This window comes from Pseudomonadota bacterium (assembly GCA_011049115.1).
In the GTDB taxonomy this organism is placed as follows: Bacteria; Desulfobacterota; Anaeroferrophillalia; order Anaeroferrophillales; family Tharpellaceae; genus DSCM01.
In genome coordinates this window covers 59,341-78,167 of the sequence record DSCM01000133.1, presented here as the reverse complement: position 1 = coordinate 78,167, position 18,827 = coordinate 59,341, and the positions used below count along the sequence as shown (strand labels likewise).

Below are 18,827 nucleotides of genomic sequence, written 5' to 3'. Positions count from 1 at the left end.
GCAAAAAATCAAACCGGCGGACTGAATAAGGAGCTTCGAAGCGAAAAACAACCAAGATTAGGTCGCTTATGGCCTCGAAATTCTCTGTGAATTAAAAAAAACGCTTTGTCGCAACACCTTTTAGTCATGGGAACGATAATCTTGTCAAGCAGGTTTTCGAGGTTGAAGGTTATGCTTTCCAGCTCCATCTTTCCCGCCTCGATCTTGGAAAGATCAAGAATATCGTTCAGCAGGACCAACAGGACGTGGCCGCAGTCGCGCACGCTTTCGGCAAAATGTCGTTGTTCATGGTCAAACTTCGTATCCAGGAGCAGGTCGGTCATGCCGATAACTCCGTTCATCGGAGTCCGGATTTCATGACTCATGTTCGCCAGGAATTCGCTCTTGGCGATGCTGGCGTATTCGGCCCGGGTGTTTTTCTCTTGGCGCAGGGCCAGTATCCAGGCGGTAAACAGCGTGAAGATGGTTAGCAGACCGGCGAAAAAGATCAAAAAAAAACGGAACCGATTCCAGATATCGCGCAGTCTGAATTCCGGGGTCTGGTCAAAGGGAGGCAGACGCAAGGTGCGGCTGAGGGTTTCCAGCTGAAGATAGTCCGCCGGAATCGTGTAGCCGGCGATCTTGGTGCGGTGAGCTATGGGGCCGTTGGGTTCAAGTAACAACAGGGCCGAGGTTATGTGACGAACCGCTTTTTCATCGACGTGGGGCAGGGCGAAGAGCTGCCATTCGGGATACAGCCTGGTGGAGCTTAAGAGATTGAAATTATCGTGTCGCAGGGGATTGAGAACCCGAACCCGTCCCGAAGCAAGCTCGCCGCTTGCCAGCAGGTCTTCAATAACTCCGCTGCGGACAAAGGCCGCGTCGACCTGATCCGCAAGCAAAAGTTCGATGGCCGCCTGATGTACGCCGGTAAACTGCAGGGAGGCGACGTCCCCGGGCAGATTGATTCCGGCCAGATGGAGTTCGTAGGCCTGAGCCCGATAACCGCCCATGTGATCCGGGCTGGGAGCCGCGATGCGCCGATCGCGCAGATCGGCCAAGGTCTGTAAATCTTGACGCTGCGCCAGGACGACTATGCAGCCCGCCAGAAAGTGTTGTGGCCGATGTTTGGCATCGAGGGAGATCTGGGTGGCCAGCACGCCGGAAAGCGGGAAACGATGTCTGACGAGCAGAAAGTGTGAAGGGTTGGTGGTGACCAGGTCGAAAGCCCGCTGTTCGATGCCCTCATAAATTTCCTGCATGGGCTGAACCCGTAGCTCAACCTGGTAGTCTGTCAGCTTGCGGTTCAGATAGTCTACGATCGGTTGATATTGGGCCGTGGTTTTTTCGACGCCGAGATAGGCGAAGGCCGCCAGAACCAGTTTTGGAGGAGCCTCGGAATTTGAGACGGGCTGGGCGTCTGTAATCGCTTGAGGGAGGCTGATGGCGGTGGCGCTCCAGGCGGGAAGACCAGTCAAGGTGAACAGACAGCTTAGCAGAAGGGTTATAAATAATTCGTGCCGCCGTGCCAAGTGGTCTCGTGGCTGAATTGTTTTGCCGGTTGCCGGTGATGAACCTTTTCGTCTGCTGCCGGAAAGGCCGGGCCACTTGGGCTTGCGGTTCTGAATGGCTGGTTTTTCGGGTTTACCTTGTGGGCGCGAGAAAAAATAATCGCGGCGTTCGTCAAACCGAGGCAACGCTTAATGTATCAATCTGATAAAATATCTCATTTGGAAAGGCTTGTCCATTTTTTCCTGCTGAAAAGCCAAAGAGGTGGAATCGTTATGATTCCACCTCTTTGGGCAACCGAACGCCGGGATTATCGCAACCCGGACCCTGTAAAACTGTTTTTTTCAAGTCCTGAGCAAGGGGTTCAGCTCAGCTTGAGGGCCGCATTCTCCGCCGCCAGCATGACATGGTAACTCAGCGGCGATGAAGTCAGCAGCGGATGCGTGGCGTATTGCATGATGGCCAACTGCTCGGCGGTCAGGCGGGCCTGAATGGCCACGGCAATAATGTTTACCATGTCGGAAGCTGCCTCGCCGCCGCTGACATGACCACCGATAATCACGCCGTTGTCGCGACGAAAGAGAAGCTTGATTTTCATATCGGCGATAGATCCCGGCAAGTGACCGGGGTGACGGTTGGGGGCGGTAACCTCACCGACGACAAAGTCAATGCCTTCAGCCGCCGCTGCCCTGGAAGTCAGACCGGCGGCGGCGACGGCGCGTTTGCCGACCATGGTGCTGAAGGCTCCGAGCGCTCCCAGGGTGGCGCGTTCAGGGCCGTCGAGATTGCCGGCGGCAAGCATACCTTCGCTGCAGGCGACCGAAGCCAGACGGATACCGCTGGGGTTTCCGGTGATGCAGGAAAATTTGCTGGCGCAGTCGCCGGCGGCAAGGATGTCGGGATCGGCCGTCCGCAGATACTTGTCGACCTTGATCCCGCCCCGGGCATCGGCTTCAAGTCCGCATTTTAAGGCCAGATCGATTTCCGCCTGGGCGCCGATGCCGATGATTACGACATCGGCGTCAAGTAATTGGCCGTCTGCCAGTTTTACTCCGCTAACCTTTTCCTGGCCGATGAGCTCTGCGGCCTGAACCCCGGTCTTGAGGTTGACTCCGAGGTGGGTCAGTTCCTTTTCGATTTCAATGCAGAAATCCTCTTCGCAGGCCAGCATCAGGCAATGCGGCAGCATTTCAACCACGGTAACCGTTTTTTCGGCCCCCAGCCGTCGCCCCATCAGCGCGATCTGTTCGGCCATCTCAACGCCGATGAATCCGCCGCCGATAACCACAACCTTACGGGATGGTTCAAGCGCCGTATAAATTTCTTTCAGGTAGACGGGATCCTTACGCACGGTAAAAACATTAACCTTATCGATTCCGGGCAGGGGGGGGGTGAACGGTTTCGATCCGGTACCCAGAATCAGCTTGTTATAGCCCAGGCGTTCGCCATCGCTGAACTCGACCTCCTTTCGCGTCCGGTCGATGTTAATGACTTCCTTTTGCAGAATCTCGATGCCCTGATCCGTAAAACCCTGGTCGGGGATCAAGTCCTTGTCGACCTGGCCCATAATTCCGTAAATATAAGGAATGCCGCAGGGAACCGGGGTTTTGACCACGTTTCTGATTACCGTAACGCTTTTCTGCGGGTTTCTTTTTCTCAGGGTGACGGCGGCCATCAGTCCGGCTGCAGAACCGCCGATAATTACCACATCTTTTTTCATCAGAGTTCTCCTTTCGAGGTTGTTTTAGGCTGACAATAGCATGCAATTATTAGGGCTTGGTGGGGATGCGTCCGCATTTCCCGCTTAGCGCCGGTATAGTTTTATAGCGATATCTTTATTGAGACCTTCAACTACGCCGATTGTTGCAAATTGTCAAGATTTAATTGTGGTTATTCGGGTTGGTTGAGAAGGGCTCGATTCGTCTGGGAAAATGATTTTGGTGCCGAGATTAGTTTCCGGGCGAGGGTTCAAGCGGGCTCAGCTCAACCGTGACGATCCGGTTGCCGGTGGTTTGCCTTACCGTGAGGTTTAGATTGCCGAGCCTGAGGCTGGTGCCCGGACTGGGAATTTCGCCCAGTTCTTCGAGAATCAGGCCGGCCAGGTGGTTGGGTTTGAGGTTGTCGGCGAAACTGATTTCCGGAAGCGCCTGTTCGATCTTGCGCAGGGAAAGGGTGCCGGGGATCAGGTAAGAGCCGGATTTTGTGGTGCGAATGGTTGAAGGTCGACTGGCATCGGTTTCGTCAGCGAGATGGCCGACAATCTCGCTGACAATGTCGTTACGGCTGATCAGGCCTTCAACCCCGCCGTATTCATCGACGACGATGCTGAGGCCGATGCGGCGCCGGCGGAATTCCTCCAGCAGATCATCAAGGGTCGCGGTTTCCGGAACAAAGTGGGCCGGACGCAGCAGGGGACGCAGGGAAAAAGGTTTCTGTTCCTTGCCGAAAAGGTCTTTGATATGGAGAATGCCCACGATTTCTTCCGGGTTGCGGTCATAAACCGGATAACGGGAATAGCCGTGCCGTTTGACGACTTCATGAATTTCAGCCAGTGAGGCGGACAGGGCCAGGGAAATCATCTGCGCGCGCGGCTTCATGACTCCGCGCACTCGGGTTTTGTCGATGTCAAGAACATTGGAAATGATCGAGATTTCGCTTTCGCGCAGTAAACCCTGTTGTTGTCCGCTTAAGATGATACTTCTTATTTCCTCATCGTCAAGTTCCGGCCGGCGATGCGAGGGAGAACGGCCGCTGAGGCGTAACAGCAGATTGACCGCCAGAGCCAGTAAACGGTTGATCGGAGTCAACAGCCGAATCAACCAGTACAGGGGATGGGCCACCAGCAAAGAAATTTTAATCGGCCGCGAGGCGGCGTAGGATTTAGGGGTGATTTCCGCGCCGATCAGGAGGATGACGGTGACCATGATCGTGGCGATGATGATCCCGCCTTCTCCCCAGAGGGCGATGCAGACCCGGGTTGCCAGGGCCGAAGCCGCGACGTTGACGAAATTATTGCAGACCAATATCGTGCTGATAAAATCAAGCGGTTTTTCGAGGATCCGTTCCAGCCTGTGCACGGCTTGGGGGTGTTCATTACGGTATTGGTTCAGGCGGTGTTGGCGCAGGGAGAAAAGCGCGGTCTCAGTGCCGGAGAAAATAGCCGAGGATAGGAGTAGACCTAGGAAAATTCCAATCTCGGGAAGTAGGGCGAGCAAAGTCATGTTCGGTAAGTATTTCCTTTACAAAAGAGACACTATCGACTATTTTTTTGCGGAATCAGCGACCCGGCAGCCGTGAACCGCCGGTTGTGATATAATAACTTGGAGAGCTTTGAATGTCTATAGGTAAAACGGAACAGAAGCGGTCGGATCAGAAAAGCCCGGAGTCGGAAACTGCGACCGAGGCCGAAACTAAGCGCGGTGGTCTTCTCGGTCGGCTTTTCGGACGGCGGAAGGGCCTCGAAAAAACGCGCCCGGCTCCGGTCGAGGAAATGGTTGCGGCGGCTTTGCCGGTAGAACAAAAAGCGGTTTTCGCTGAAAATGAGGCAAGCCTTCGGACTCAATCTGTCGCGGAAGTCGCCGAAGAGGAGGCTTCGCCGGCGTTGATGGTCGCGGCGGAGCAAGCCGGCCCGAGTGAACCCTTTGTGGCCGTCGAAGCCGGGACCGGGAAAAACCGGCCGGTCAGGTCGCCTGCCTCTGTAGTCGGCGTTGCGGAGGCAGGGACAATGGCAGACGAGACCGACGCGATGTTGTCGGGGGAAAGCCAGGACGCCGCAACGCGGCAAGCCGGTCCGGATGCTGCCGCAGTCCAGGCGGCAGACAAAAAGGAACGGCGCGGTTTCTTTTCCCGTTTGAAAGATGGTCTGGCCAAGACCCGCCGCCAGTTTGTCGGAACCCTGGACAACCTTTTTTACGGGGACAAGGAGATTGATGCGGAGTTTCTCGAGGAGCTGGAGGAGATTCTTCTGACTTCCGATCTCGGAGTTAAAACCAGCTATCGGCTCTTTTCCCAGATAGAAGAAAAGATTTCGCACCAGGAGCTTGAAAACCCGGCTCACTTACGTCGTTTTTTGCAGCAGGAGATTGGCAGTATCCTGGCCCGGGCCGAGGCTCCCTGGGAGCTCAGCCCAAAGCCTTATGTGATCATGACGATCGGGGTCAACGGGGTGGGGAAAACCACGACCATCGGCAAACTTGCGGCAATCTTTGCCCAGCAGAAGAAAAAGGTGGTGCTGGGCGCGGCCGATACCTTTCGCGCGGCGGCGGTCGAGCAGCTCATGGTCTGGGCCGAGCGGGCCGGGGTGCCGATTGTCAAACAGAGTATGGGCGCCGATCCGGCGGCCGTGGCCTTCGATACGGTGCAGTCGGCGATTAAGCGCGTGGCCGATGTGGTGATCATCGATACCGCCGGTCGCCTGCACACCAAGGTCAATCTGATGGATGAACTGAAAAAGATTCAGCGGGTTCTGGGTAAAGCCCTGCCGGGAGCGCCTCATGAAGTGCTGCTGGTACTGGACGCCAATACCGGTCAGAACGCGATTACCCAGGCCCAGATGTTTCATCAGGCAATCGGGGTCACCGGGCTGGTGATGACCAAGCTTGACGGCACGGCCAAGGGGGGGGTGATTGTCGGGGTCTGTGACGAGCTCAAGGTTCCGGTGCGTTATATCGGTATTGGGGAAAGCCTCGCGGATTTGCGCCGTTTCGATGCCGGAGATTTCGTTGAAGCGCTTTTTGATAAGATGTGATGGTTTTAGATCATGGATCGCGAAACCCAGATAGACACTTATGATATTGACAAGCTGCTGGCGGACGATGATTTTATCGATGATTTTGATTTCGCAGCTGATTCCGGGGAACAGTTTGTGGGGGAGGACGACTCCTCCTGGGCTGAGGAGGAACTCCCGGAAACAGCGGCTGCGCCTGCGGCGAAAGCCGGACTCGAAACCGAAGGCTATCGGCAGTCGTCGACCCCGCCGGCGGGAACCGGTGTGCTGGGTTCTGTCGATGTCATGGCCGAAATCGCGGACGGTTTCGACGCGGTCAAGCTGGAGGGCCTGGCGATTTTATCGGAGGGCCGGAGTCCTTGGCTTAAAGGCTCTATCGCAGTCCTGGTCCTGGTCTGGTTGGCTCAGTTTTTCGTGGTTCTGTCTCTGCTCGGTAAACCAGTGGTTATTCGTGACGCCATTCGTCCTTTGGCGGCCCAGAGCGGGCCTTCCCAGCCGCCGTCCTTAACGGCTGAAAGCCCGGGGGCCGAGGCCGGCACGGCGGCAGCGGTTGCCGATGGTCCTGATCTTATCACGATTAATTTCTATTTGCCCATGTATTCACTCGATGGCCTGAAGGTTTTCAACGCCGAGGTGGAAATTGCCCGGTTTGCGGGTGAAAAGCCTTTTCCCGGGACCGCCGCGACGGAGTTGCAGGGATTTTTACGGCAGCTTTTGCAGGATAAGATCGGTCGGCGCCTGTGGGAACAGATTCCCCAGGCCCAGATTTTTTTAGAAGAGGAAATCAAACTCGGCAGTGAGGCTTTTTTGGTCCGGCAAGGGGTTGATCTGGAACAGGTGCAGATTCGAGTACATCATCCTCATGTGCAGTGAGATCAAAGCTGGAGCCTTGATGATCGATCCCTGGGAAAGTCTGGTGCGTCTCGGCCGCCGGCTGGCGCCGGTATGGCTGGGTTGCTCCGGCGGTGTTGACAGCCTCTGGCTTTTTCATTTTTTCAGATATGTCGCGAAAATCGAGGTGTGCCCGGTTTTTTTCGCGCATCCCGCCGTCTATCCGGAAGAAGACGCCGGGGCCCGGGCCCTGGTGCGGGCTGAAAATGGTCTGATCATTGATTTCTCGGTCGCTGAAATGTCCCGGGTCTGGGCCGGAAACCCGGAGCGGCGCTGTTATCGTTGTAAGCATCATCTTTTCAGTCGCTTGCGAGGATTGGCCGGGCCGGGAATCAGCCTTTGTGACGGCACTCATGCCGACGATGTGCCAAAACGTCGCCCCGGAATGCAAGCTCTGAACGAACTTGAGATCATCAGTCCGTTGCGACTCTGTGCTTGGAGCAAGACCATGATTCGCGAGGCGGCCCGCAACGCCGGACTGCAGGCCTGGAACCAAGCGGCCCGGGCTTGTCTGGTCGTTGAGCGGGGCTGGCCTTTGCCTTGATTACTTGTCTTAAACAAAGGGTTACGGTAGTAATTTGAGTTGGGTGTGAAATGGATCGGGCACAGTTAAAGGAAATTCTGATCTCGCTGCAAAAGGGCTGTGTTCAGGTGGATGAGGTGGTTGAAATGCTCGGCCATCTGCCCTTTCGTGATCTTGGCATCGCCCATCTCGATACCCATCGCGGTCTGCGCGCCCTGATGGGGGAGGTGGTCTTTGCCCTGGGCAAGGAGGTCGTCGATCTGGAGATCATTCTGGATGGTCTTCTGGAACATGAGCAGAATATTCTGGTGACTCGTCTGGATCTGGAAAAGGCCGCGGTTTTGCGGCGGCGTTTTCCCCAGTTTGAGTATCATGCCGGGGGCCGCTATCTGTTCAAGCTGGCGCGGCATGATTGCGATCGGGGGCGGGGAACGGTCATGATCGTCACCGCCGGAACCTCGGATCTGCGGGTGGCTTATGAGGCCGAAATCACCCTGCGCCTGCTGGGCCAGAAAAGTGAGCTGCTGGTGGATGTCGGGGTTGCCGGGATTCACCGGTTGTTGGCTTATCGGGAAAAACTCATGGCGGCCGAGGTTCTGATCGTTATCGCCGGAATGGAGGGCGCGCTGCCCAGTGTGGTGGCGGGACTGGTCGAAAGACCGGTGATCGCGGTGCCGACTAGTGTCGGTTACGGCGCGGCCTTTGGCGGAGTGGCAGCCCTGTTGGGCATGCTGAATTCCTGTGCCGGCGGGGTGGGGGTGGTCAACATCGATAACGGTTTCGGCGCCGCCTACCTGGCCGGCCTGATCAACCGTAAATAAAAAAAGTCCCGGGTCCTCGTGGGGCCGGTTTCAGCGCTCGAGTCCGGGATTTTTTATTTACGGTGCGAGTTTGCAGGGGAAGATTTATTTACCCTGAAAAACGGCCGCTCTCTTTTCGACAAAAGCTTTCAGGCCTTCGCTCGCGTCTTCGCTGGCGAAAGCCTTCATGAAGGCATCCTGCTCAATCTGCATGGCCACGGCGTTTTCCTGGTTGTAGCCCTGATAAATAGCCTTTTTGGCCTGGGCGATGCCGATGACCGCCTTGGTCGCCATGCTTTCGGCGAAGGCGATGGTTTTTTCATTGAGTTCGTTTCCGGGCATTAGTTCCTGGACGATCCCCAACTCGAGGGCTTCCTTGGGACCGATATTCTTGGCGGTGGCGATATAATACAGAGCCCGTTTGGCGCCGATGAGACGGGCCAGGCGCTGGGTGCCGCCGGCTCCGGGAAGAATGCCGAGGGTGGTTTCCGGCAGGCCGACGGTCGGAATCTTTTCCTTGTCCTTGATGATAACGCTTTCAGCCATGAAACGGAAATCGCAGGCCAGAGCAAGCTCCAGTCCGCCGCCGAGGGCGTAACCGCCGATCGCGGCAATGGTCAGCTTCGGCATGTCTTCCAGCTTCTGGTTGACTCTCTGGAGGTCGCCGGAGATCTCCCAGGCTTCGTAAGCGTTCATGTTGTTAAACATTTTAATGTCCGCGCCGGCGACGAAGAAGCCGGGGATTTCACTGACGATAACCACAACCTTGACGGCTTCGGCCGCGGCCATTTCATCAAAGGCCCGCTCCAGTTCCGCCACGATAGCGACATTCAGGGAGTTTGCCGGCGGCCGGTTCAGACTGATAATGCCGACACCGTTGTTGGTTTTCAGATTCATAAATTCGTAGCTCATGGTCTTGTTCCTTCTGATTTTTATGGTTACAGAGTTGTCGCGGGTCCGCGTCCGGAATATAATGTTCTCTGTTAGCACAGTTGCCGGCGCGGCTCAAGTGTAAAATCATACTTAACGGCCCGCCGGGTCCGACCCGACCCGGCTCGGAGTGGTATCTTATGAATAAAAAACAAAATGAAAAAATGGTCTTGCCGCTGCCGGTGGATACTCATGTTCATTTGAGCCTGGGCGGTAGCCCCGAGGATAACGCCCGGCGCCAGCTGGCGGCCGGCATCGCCGTGGTCCGCGATGCCGGGGACAGGGACGGTCTGCTTGAAAGCGCATCCCTGCCCGAGGCTCTGCGGGTAATCAGGACCGGACCGGCGTTGTTCAAAAAAGGTATGTACGGTGCCTTTCTCGGAGAAAATCGTGATTTCACCTTGGCGGAAAAGATCGCCCGGACGCCATCCGCTTTTGTAAAGGTGATCCTGACCGGAATGGTTTCCTTTGATGAATATGGCCGAGTCGGGCCGCAGCAGTGGAGTTTCGACGAACTTTGCGAAATCGTCCGGCTGGCGGCGGCGGTCGGTAAAAAAGTCATGGTTCATGTCAATTCCGCCAACGCCTGTCGTGAAGCGGTGGCGGCCGGTGTGCATAGTCTGGAACACGCCTATTTCATTGCTCCGGAGACCTTGAAAATCATGGCCGAAAAAGGTGTCTTCTGGGCTCCGACGGTGGCGGCCATGGCCAATCAGCTGAAAGACCCGGACCGACGTTTTTCGCAAACTCAGCTTGGGATCATCGAGCGTAACTACAAAAGACATCTGGAGATGATCGGACTGGCCTTTGCAGAAGGGGTCAGCTTGACTATCGGCACCGATTCCGGTTCTTATAACGTGCCTCACGGCAGTGCCTTTTTACGGGAGATGGAGCTTTTTTCCGCAGCCGGAATTCCGGCTGCGGAAATTTTTCAAATAGCGACGCGCAATGGCCGGCAACTCCTGGAACTGCCTGAGCCGAAATCCGCGGCAACTTTATCGTTGACGCCCGATGCCCCTCTGACAGAATTGTTGAGCCGTTCCCGCAGTCTGCTTCAGCGGCTGCATCCTGACGTCTTTGCGGACGAAGATCGGGCTTAAAATTGATTGACTATATAGAGAAATTAGTATATCCCTAGGGGGCGGATCTTCAAAAAACAGCAGGGGTTGTTTTATTTTCGGCCTGCCGGAGTTGTCGAGATGGCGGTGTGAGGGCACTAAAATCAGTCCTTTTTCGCGCCAGGCGGTCATCTTAGAGCTATTTGTTGTCTTGTGGTTTACCGCGGGCCAGGACTTGAAAATAAGGCGGATTTGTTTGGCGTGAAAGGTTATCGATTCCGGTGAAGGGCGTAAGGGAGCTGATTTTTGTTTGACAGTTTGCAGAGATTTGGCCGTTGGGGGTTGGGGAGTCTGGAAAGTATGGGGCGCTCAGCCCTTTTTCTGCTCATGACCCTGGCCGGCGGCTTTCAGCCGCCGTATAAAATCAGGCCGCTGTTGTACCAGATCAAGGTGATCGGTTCAGGCTCGTTTCTGGTGATCTTTTTTACCGGAGCTTTTGTCGGCATGGTTCTCGGCCTGCAGGGGCATTATACCTTGAGTAAATACGGTTCGGCCAGCGCCTTGGGGGCGGCGGTGGCTCTAAGTTTGATTCGGGAGCTGGGTCCGGTGCTGACAGCTTTGATGGTGATCGGCCGAACCGGTTCGGCGATGTGTGCTGAGCTGGGAATTATGCGGATTTCGGAGCAGATTGACGCGCTGGATTGTATGGCTATCAATCCGTACCGTTTTCTGGTGGCCCCCAAGTTGTTCGCCGGTCTGCTTTCGGTGCCGCTTTTGACCGCGATTTTCAATGTGGTTGGGGTTTTCGGTGGTTATATGGTTGGGGTGGTCCTGCTGCACGGCAATGGCGGGGCTTACATGGCCAGCATGCAGGGCAGCGTGACCGCACTTGATCTGAAAATGTGTTTTGTCAAATCGCTATGTTTCGCTTTTCTTCTGGTCTGGATCTGTGCCGAGCATGGATTCTGGGTTACCCGCCGGGCTTGGGGCTTTGGCGCCGAGGGGGTGAGTCGGGCCACAACTTCGGCGGTAGTGGTTTCTTCCGTGGCTGTTCTGGTGGCCGATTATGTGATCACCTCTTTGATGATGTAGAGCTCATGGCAAGCGGCAATGCCTGTATCAGGCTGATTGATATTCATAAAAGTTTCGGGACGCAGCCGGTTCTGCGTGGAGTGAATCTCGAGATTGAGCGCGGCGCGACCACCGTGATCTGTGGTGAGAGCGGTCAGGGCAAGAGTGTTCTGCTTAAACATATTCTCGGCCTGATCCATCCCGACCGGGGGCAGGTGCTGATCGACGGCACCGATATCTGTGCTTTGCGCGGCGCGGCCCTGAGTCGAATGCGCACCCGTTTCGGAGTGCTTTTTCAAGGGGTGGCCCTGTTTGATTCGATGACGGTTTTTGATAATGTCGCGCTGCCTCTGCGGGAACGCAGTCGGCTGCCGGAGAAAATCGTTCAGGAGAGGGTGGCCACCGCCCTGGCCCAGATGGATCTGGAAGGCAGTGCCGACAAGTACCCATCGCAGTTGAGCGGTGGGATGAAAAAACGGGTCGGACTGGCCCGGGCCCTGCAACTGGAACCCGATATCCTGCTTTTTGACGAGCCGACCACCGGTCTGGATCCGGTCAAAAGTCACGATGTTTATCGTTTGTTTTTTGAAACCCAAAAGCAACTGGGTTACACCTGTGTCATTGTCAGTCACGATATTCCCAAAATTTTTAATCTGGCGGACAGAATCGCCATTCTCCATGAGGGGAAAGTCCTGGCCTGTCTGTCACCGGAAGACTTGCAGCGCAGTCGTGACCCCTTTGTACGGGCCTTTATCCTGAGAGTGATGGGGGCTGCGTACAGTTCCGCGGATGAGCTGTTTGATCCTTCTATGAATTCAGAGAAAGAAGCATATGAAAAGATTTAATCTGGAGATAACGGTCGGGGCTTTCATGCTCGTCGGTCTGCTCGCGATCGCCTATCTGACCCTTAATCTTGGCGGCCTTGAATTTTTCGGCGGAAATTATTATCGTGTTTATGCTGATTTTATCTCGGTCAGTGGCCTTAAAAGCGGAGCCCGGGTTGAAATCGCCGGGGTTGAAGTCGGTAAGGTCGCAAGTATCTCGCTGCATGAGGATCGAGCCCGGGTCGCACTGCTGGTGAAGCCTGAAGTAAAAATCGGCAGCGATGTTTTTGCTTCCATTAAAACCCAGGGTATAATCGGAGATAAGTACGTGCAGTTGACACCCGGAGCCGAGGAGGATTTTCTGCCGGACGGCGGTAAAATAACCGAAACCGAATCTGCCGTCGATCTGGAGGCTTTGATCAGCAAATATGTTTTTGGTAAAGTTGAGTAACAGGGGATTTACATGTCTCGGCAAATACTGGTGATTTTTTTGGCGGTCGCTTTATTGTTCTGGAATATGACTCCCGGATTTTCGCAACCGCCGGGGCTAGAGACGGATGAGTTCGCTGAATATGACGGCGAGGCGGTTTCCGTCAAAGATCCACTTGAAGTTTTAAACCGGGTGTTCTTTGTTTTTAATGATCGTCTGCAGCTCTGGGTTCTGGAACCGGTTGCCCGGGGCTATAAAATCGTAACCCCGAGTTTGTTCCGTACCGGCCTGCTCAACTTTTTCAGTAATCTGCTGGAACCCACCCGGGTTATCAATTGTCTGCTTCAGGGTCGCTTCAAAGCCGCGGAAGAGTCGTTTTTACGGTTTATGCTGAATAGTACCGTGGGGGTCGGCGGACTGATGGATCCAGCCTCCTATGACGGCCTGAAATCCCATGAATATCAGTTTGCCTCGACCCTCGCGACCTACGGGATGGGTAGCGGTCCCTATCTGGTCCTGCCTTTTTGGGGACCGCATGATTTTCGCGGCATCCTTGGTCTGGGTGGAGATACTCTGGCCTCGCCGCTTTTTTATGCCCTCTACCAGAACCCCGTGAGTGCGGTCGCGGTGCAGGGTTCCAATGCCATCAACCGGACCTCGTTCCGCTTGGGTGAATATGAGAAAATGCTCAGTGGCGCGCTTGATCCGTATCTTGCGGTGCGCGATGCCTTTCAGCAACATCGGCGTGAAATTCTGCCGTAATCGTTAACGTCTTAAATCCTACGGAGTTTTTTTGATGGCCCGCGTTCGTTTTCTAGGCATGGTTTTATGCTTGATGGCTTTTGTTCTGCCGCAGTCGCTGCTCGGCGGGGAAGAGGTCGGTCCCCGGCGCCAGCTAGAGGCCAGTATCAACCTGCTCCTTGAGGTTTTGCGGGATCAAGCTCTGAAGGGAGACGAGAACCTGGTCCTCCGTCGCCAGCGGATTACCGAGGTGGTGTTTACTCAGTTTGATCTGCCGCGCATGGCTAAGCTTTCGCTGGGGCGTGACTGGAATGATTTGCATGAGAATGAATGCCGTAATTTTATTGAGCTTTACCGGAAACTGCTGGAAAAAAGCTATATTGCAACCATTGACAGCTATGCCAACGAAGAAGTTGTCTATGTCAAGGAGATAGTTGACGGGGAAAAGGCCGAGGTGCTGACCCTGGTCATCGGCAATGGCCGGGAAATTCCTTTGAGTTACAAACTGCAATTGGGGACTGCCGGCCGCTGGCTGGTGTATGATGTCATCATTGAAAATGTCAGCCTGGTGCGTAATTATCGCAGTCAGTTTGCTCCGATTGTGAAAAAGAAGGGCTTTGCCGGCCTGGTTGCCCAGATGGAAGAAAAGCTTGCCGCAAACGAAAAAGACAGTGATGGCTGAGGTTCAAGTGGTTGCAGGATTGGTTTCCGTTTTTGCCTGGCAGGTTTCTCCTCTGTTCAGATTCTGTACGCTGCCTGACTGGGAAAATTTCGCCGGGTTCGCAAGCCGGCAAAATGTTTCCGCCGGTGAAACTCTCTGGGAAGAGGGTCAGAAGAGCAGTCTGTTGATTTGTGTCATCAATGGGCGGCTGGAGGCGGTCAAAAAAACCCCGGGGTGGGATAAACCGATAATCATGGCGGAATTTGCTGATGGGGCCACGATTGGGGAACTTGTTTTTGCCGATGAAAGTTGTCATTCAACCACCTTGCGGGCGGTTACGGATGCCGGGCTGTTGACCCTGGATGGCGTCGGGGCGGCGGCGTTAGAAGTTGCTTTTCCGGAAACCGCCGCGCGTTTGTGGCGGGGAATGGCTTTTTTGCAGCTCCTGCGTCTGCGCCAGGCCAATGTGCGGCTGGCGGCATTGTTTTAGCTGGTGAATCTTGCCTGAATCGGGAACGGGACTCTGGTGAATAGGAAAAAAATAACTATCGTCGGTGCCGGCAATGTCGGAGCCGCTTGCGCTCTCTGGCTGATCTCCCGCGAGCTGGGAGATATTGTTCTTTATGATGTGGTTGATGGACTGCCTCAGGGTAAAGCCCTGGATCTGGCGGAGGCTTCTCCTCTGGACGGGTATGATGTCTCGATCACCGGCACCAACAGCTATGCCGACACGGCGGACTCCGATGTCGTTATCGTTACTGCCGGTCTGGCGCGCAAGCCGGGGATGAGCCGTGATGACCTGCTTAAAAAAAACAGTTCCATCATCTCTTTTGTAACCCAGAGGATCGTCAAATATTCACCCAACGCTTTTCTGCTGGTGGTCACCAACCCCCTGGAGGCCATGGTCTATGTGGCCACTCAGGTGAGTGGCCTTCCCCGCCATCGGGTTCTGGGCATGGCGGGTGTTCTCGATGCCGCCCGAATGAGTTCTTTTATTGCCGCAGAGCTTCAGGTTTCGGTTGCTGATGTCACGGCTTGTGTTTTGGGTGGACAGGGTGAAAACCTGGTTCCCCTGCCCCGCTATGTAACGGTTTCGGGAATCCCCCTGCCGAACCTGATGAGCCAGGAAAGAATTGACGCGATAGTTGAACGCACCCGTAACGGCGGAGCCGAAATTGTTTCTTTCCTGAAAACCGGCAGCGCCTTTTATGCCCCGGCCGCCGCTATTGGTCGCATGGTCGAAGCCATCATCAAGGATCGTAAAAGGATTCTGCCGGCGACGATTCTGTTGCAGGGCGAATATGGTATTTCGGACTGTGTTTTTGGGGTTCCGGTGAAACTGGGGGCCCAAGGCTGCGAAAGCATCATCGAGTTGCAGCTTGATTCCCGGGAGCGGGCTGCCCTTGATAAGGCTCAGCTAGGGATTCAGGCTTTGCTTGACAGACTGAAAATCTGATGTTCTGGGGCAAATTCTTGGTTCGTCGCTCTGGGTGGGTGAGTTTGCCGGCGCTGCTGCTGGGAGCGGTCTTGCTCGTCCCCTTGTTTCCACAGGAGGGTTGGCGTCGCTCTCTGAGCGATGATCTGGCTCAAGGCTTGCGACAGCCTTGTCACCTAGAGTCGGTAAGGCTTGCGCTTTTGCCGCGTCCCGCGATCTTGGCACAAGGTTTAAGTACTGCGGCGAACAACGGTTCCAATCTCAGAATCAACTCTCTCAGGTTTTACTTCTCCTGGCCCTCCCTTTTGGCTCTGGCGCCCAGGTTTTCAGAAATCAGCCTTGAAAATGGGGTCGCCGAGGTCTGCTGGGCAGCCCTGCGGGGCGCGGAAGACGGTGCCGACGGTGCCGGAAGTGAGCCGGATACCGTCTTCGAGCGGATGGCTGAGTTATTTTCCGCCGCAGAGCTGAATTTTGGCCGCGATCCTCTGCGTTTGTCGTGGCATGACCTGATGGTTCGCCTGCCTGATATTCCCGGTTTCACCTTTCCTTTGACGCTTAGCGAATGTGCCGGCAGCTGGAACTTGCGGCCTGGTAATCAGAGTGTCAATCTCGATGCGACCGCTGCTCTTCTGGGTGGCCGGGGCAGCTTTAAACTGATACGTTATCGCTTGGGGGAGGCGATGTCGTCTGCAGAAACATCGCAACCTGCGGAAGGGAATGAACATTTGGAGGTTAGTTGCCGCCTGCATAAGCTCACTCTGCCGCAGGCTGTGAGCCTTGGCCTGAGTTCCCGGGAGGATTCGACTCAGTCAGGGCTCTGGCGCGCGGATTTCAGCGAAGCCGATTTGGAGTTTGATCTGAGCGGAGACCCGCGGGCGGGCCTGCGTTTTAATAGTCACTGTCGCGCCGCGGAGCATCAGATTGTTGCTCCGGCGGCAACCGACTCTGGAGAAATATGGTCCAGCGGTTCCTGTAATGTGGGTTTTGCCGGTTTCTTTCAGCGCCGTGAAGGTTATCTTAATCTGAAAAATGCGGCTTTTGCCTATCCCGGTGCGGCGGCTTTTTTTACTCGGGGACTGATTCGTTTTCGGGAACCTTTTTTCGTCGATCTGGTCAGCAGTTTCAGGGTTGAAAGCCTGGCTCAGGTTTTGGCTCGGGTTCCGAGCCGCAGTCTGGCGCCTTATTCCCTGCAGGGTGCCCTGACCGGGGAATGCAAACTGGTGGGCAATCCCTTTGAAACTCCGGTTCTGAAAGTGGAGCTCAGTTCCGAGTCGCTCACGCTGCACCGGCATCAGGAACAGCTCACAACAGAGGATTCGACCGCAAACCCGGTTGGCTCCGGCGCGAAAAATTCAGAAACAGACCCGGAACCGATGGGCGGGGTTGCCGCCGCACCTTTTTCCGGCAGGGATTATCTGACGGCGGCCGCGACGCTGCTGGAACAGGCTGCGGGCTGGAGGTGGTTTCTGGATGGCAACTGCAGCATCAGGCGGCTGCATCTTTCCGGTCATGACTTTTCCGAATTTAATCTGGTCGGCCGCAAGGACTTGGCCCAGCTTGAGATTGAACGTCTGATTGTCTACTGCGCTGGCCAGGGAGAACTGCGCATTTCGTTGCTTTTGGATGAGCTGTTGCATGAACCGCGCTGGCGCACGTCCCTGGTTTGTAAAAATATAGAAGTGGATAAATTTTTAGCGGATTTGCCGTTGAGCGGAATCTTGGACGTCGCCATGGTCGGCGGGGGGCGCTTGCCGTTGCGAGGCGTGATTGACGATAATCTGGATCTTAACGGCAAATGGCAGCTGCGCCGGGGGCGGATTGCCGCAGTGCCGCTCTGGCTGGCCGGTAACCGTTTTCTCGAGGACTCCGGTCTGAGCGCTCTGAAGAAGGAGTTTTCTTCCTGTTCCGGAGGGTTTTCCGTGCGCAAACAGGTCTGGTCCCTGAATGATTTTAAAATCAACGGCGCCGGTCCGGAGCTTCAGGCTCGCGGACGCTATTACAGCGTCGGCCGAAAACTTGATTTCCGGGGCGTGGTCGCCGCTGAAAAGACGTTTTCCTTTTCCCTGGCCGGGAAGCCGGAAGCGCCTTTTTTTTATCTAAACGATTGATCTCTGAGCAGGTCGGCCAGGGCTTCCTTCAGGTTGGGAAAACTGAATTTATACCCGGCGGCCAGCAGACGGGTCGGGCTGACGCGCTGGCCGCCGAGCAGAACCGAGGCCATCTCGCCCAGGGTCAGTTTCAGGAACAGCTCCGGAACGCCCAGCGGCAAGGTCCAGCGTTGTAGAGCGGCGGCCAGTTGTCGGGAAAATTCTGCGTTGGTAACGGGTTCTGGGGTAACGCAGTTAAAAACTCCGCTTAAATTGGTCTGCTCGACAAGAAAAGTGAAAATCCGCGAAAGTTCGCTTTGGTGAATCCAGGGGAACCACTGTCGGCCGCTGGCCACATGGCTGCCGAGCCCCCATCTGAAAAGGGGCAGCATTTTACTCAGAGCCCCACCGTCGGGGCCCAGAACGATACCAAAACGGCAGAGTACAACCCTGGCCCCGAAGTTTTCCGCCCGCAAAGCCTCTCTTTCCCATGCGCTTGCCACTTGGGCGAGAAAGTCGACGCCCGCCGGGTCGTTTTCCTCGACTTTTGCGTCGCCGCGGTTGCCGTAGTAGCCGACGGCCGAGGTGCTTAACAGGGCGATCTTGTGGTTTGCGGCGGTCGCCATTTCAATGCCGTCAACCAGATGGCGGGTGGTGCGGATACGACTGTCGCGGATTTCAGCTTTTTTACTGTCGGTCCAGCGGGAAAAAATCGAAGCTCCGGCAAGATTGATAACCAGCTCATGCCGACTCAAACTTTCCTGCCAAGGACCCGGCAGATTGGGATCTCCGATGCAGTAGTCGACTCCGAAAGGCAGTCCCCGTCCTGATTCCGGCCTTCGGGTCAGAATCGTCACCTGATGATGTCTGGCGGAGAGTTCGCGGGTCAGGTGCCGGCCCACAAATCCGCTTCCCCCGGTAATGAAAATCTTCATATCATTCTCCTCTTGCTCAAGACCTTACACTTTATATTGGCTGGGCGGGCCCGATAACCTATCTCAGTACTACAAATTGTATTCTTTGAATATTTTTTTATCTGAATAGTAACGGTTTGGCATGTTTGCCGAGGCGGTTTTTTTAAGTCTCTGGCGCAGGGCCGTATTCCTCTCTGGGCCCATGATTTATCTGGGCCCATGATTTATAATGTGGTTTAGCTGTGAGA

Annotated in this window: 18 protein-coding genes; 13 read left to right on the top strand and 5 right to left on the bottom strand. The window is 55.3% G+C overall.

All coding sequences use genetic code 11. The features are described from left to right. Nucleotides 1-8: 8 nt before the first annotated feature. The 3 genes from ENN66_11770 to ENN66_11760 form a co-directional block, all read right to left on the bottom strand. Nucleotides 9-1,676, bottom strand: coding sequence for a hypothetical protein (locus ENN66_11770; protein ID HDS17260.1), 1,668 nt, complete (start codon nucleotides 1,674-1,676; stop codon nucleotides 9-11). A 176-nt stretch (nucleotides 1,677-1,852) separates the two neighbouring features. Continuing rightward, entirely contained in the window at nucleotides 1,853-3,208 is a 1,356-nt protein-coding gene (locus ENN66_11765) for a pyridine nucleotide-disulfide oxidoreductase (GenBank protein HDS17259.1), read from the bottom strand. A gap of 229 nt (nucleotides 3,209-3,437) precedes the next feature. Next, the gene (locus tag ENN66_11760; GenBank protein HDS17258.1) at nucleotides 3,438-4,709 is read right to left on the bottom strand and encodes an HlyC/CorC family transporter; all 1,272 of its coding nucleotides are present in this window, start codon (nucleotides 4,707-4,709) and stop codon (nucleotides 3,438-3,440) included. 113 nt (nucleotides 4,710-4,822) lie between these two features. Between ENN66_11760 and ftsY the strand changes: the two genes are divergently transcribed. The 4 genes from ftsY to larB are packed head-to-tail and all read left to right on the top strand — an operon-like array spanning nucleotide 4,823 to nucleotide 8,449. Further along, nucleotides 4,823-6,235, top strand: a complete 1,413-nt coding sequence (ftsY, locus tag ENN66_11755; GenBank protein ID HDS17257.1) for a signal recognition particle-docking protein FtsY — start codon at nucleotides 4,823-4,825, stop codon at nucleotides 6,233-6,235. 12 nt (nucleotides 6,236-6,247) lie between these two features. Beyond that, a complete protein-coding gene (locus tag ENN66_11750; protein HDS17256.1) occupies nucleotides 6,248-7,087 on the top strand; it encodes a hypothetical protein in 840 nt (279 codons plus the stop codon). Then, nucleotides 7,077-7,649: a hypothetical protein gene (locus ENN66_11745; GenBank protein HDS17255.1), complete on the top strand. Its 573-nt coding sequence runs from the start codon at nucleotides 7,077-7,079 to the stop codon at nucleotides 7,647-7,649. Before ENN66_11750 ends, ENN66_11745 begins: the two co-directional genes overlap by 11 nt. Nucleotides 7,650-7,699: 50 nt before the next feature. After that, on the top strand, nucleotides 7,700-8,449 hold the full coding sequence (larB, locus tag ENN66_11740) for a nickel pincer cofactor biosynthesis protein LarB (GenBank protein HDS17254.1): 750 nt from the start codon (nucleotides 7,700-7,702) through the stop codon (nucleotides 8,447-8,449). A gap of 84 nt (nucleotides 8,450-8,533) precedes the next feature. Here the strand turns inward: larB and ENN66_11735 are convergent, their stop codons facing one another. Continuing rightward, nucleotides 8,534-9,340, bottom strand: coding sequence for an enoyl-CoA hydratase/isomerase family protein (locus ENN66_11735; protein ID HDS17253.1), 807 nt, complete (start codon nucleotides 9,338-9,340; stop codon nucleotides 8,534-8,536). Nucleotides 9,341-9,498: 158 nt separating this feature from the next. On the opposite strand from ENN66_11735, the gene ENN66_11730 reads away from it, so the two are divergent. From ENN66_11730 to ENN66_11690, 9 genes are all read left to right on the top strand, one after another. Beyond that, entirely contained in the window at nucleotides 9,499-10,458 is a 960-nt protein-coding gene (locus ENN66_11730) for a hypothetical protein (GenBank protein ID HDS17252.1), read from the top strand. A gap of 264 nt (nucleotides 10,459-10,722) precedes the next feature. Further along, entirely contained in the window at nucleotides 10,723-11,508 is a 786-nt protein-coding gene (locus ENN66_11725) for an ABC transporter permease (GenBank protein ID HDS17251.1), read from the top strand. 5 nt (nucleotides 11,509-11,513) lie between these two features. After that, nucleotides 11,514-12,332: an ABC transporter ATP-binding protein gene (locus ENN66_11720; GenBank protein ID HDS17250.1), complete on the top strand. Its 819-nt coding sequence runs from the start codon at nucleotides 11,514-11,516 to the stop codon at nucleotides 12,330-12,332. Further along, on the top strand, nucleotides 12,319-12,762 hold the full coding sequence (gene mlaD / locus ENN66_11715) for an outer membrane lipid asymmetry maintenance protein MlaD (protein ID HDS17249.1): 444 nt from the start codon (nucleotides 12,319-12,321) through the stop codon (nucleotides 12,760-12,762). The genes ENN66_11720 and mlaD overlap by 14 nt, the downstream gene beginning before the upstream one ends. A 12-nt stretch (nucleotides 12,763-12,774) precedes the next feature. After that, nucleotides 12,775-13,503: a VacJ family lipoprotein gene (locus ENN66_11710; protein HDS17248.1), complete on the top strand. Its 729-nt coding sequence runs from the start codon at nucleotides 12,775-12,777 to the stop codon at nucleotides 13,501-13,503. Between the two features lie 34 nt (nucleotides 13,504-13,537). Further along, a complete protein-coding gene (locus tag ENN66_11705; protein ID HDS17247.1) occupies nucleotides 13,538-14,164 on the top strand; it encodes an ABC transporter substrate-binding protein in 627 nt (208 codons plus the stop codon). Beyond that, on the top strand, nucleotides 14,157-14,633 hold the full coding sequence (locus tag ENN66_11700; protein ID HDS17246.1) for a cyclic nucleotide-binding domain-containing protein: 477 nt from the start codon (nucleotides 14,157-14,159) through the stop codon (nucleotides 14,631-14,633). Before ENN66_11705 ends, ENN66_11700 begins: the two co-directional genes overlap by 8 nt. A 36-nt stretch (nucleotides 14,634-14,669) precedes the next feature. After that, nucleotides 14,670-15,599, top strand: coding sequence for a malate dehydrogenase (mdh, locus tag ENN66_11695; GenBank protein HDS17245.1), 930 nt, complete (start codon nucleotides 14,670-14,672; stop codon nucleotides 15,597-15,599). Beyond that, entirely contained in the window at nucleotides 15,599-17,686 is a 2,088-nt protein-coding gene (locus ENN66_11690) for a hypothetical protein (protein ID HDS17244.1), read from the top strand. Before mdh ends, ENN66_11690 begins: the two co-directional genes overlap by 1 nt. Here the strand turns inward: ENN66_11690 and ENN66_11685 are convergent. After that, nucleotides 17,671-18,600 carry a TIGR01777 family protein gene (locus tag ENN66_11685; protein HDS17243.1) on the bottom strand — a complete coding sequence of 310 codons (930 nt, stop codon included), beginning with the start codon at nucleotides 18,598-18,600 and terminating at the stop codon, nucleotides 17,671-17,673. The two genes, ENN66_11690 and ENN66_11685, sit on opposite strands and share 16 nt — an antisense overlap. Nucleotides 18,601-18,827 lie beyond the last annotated feature (227 nt).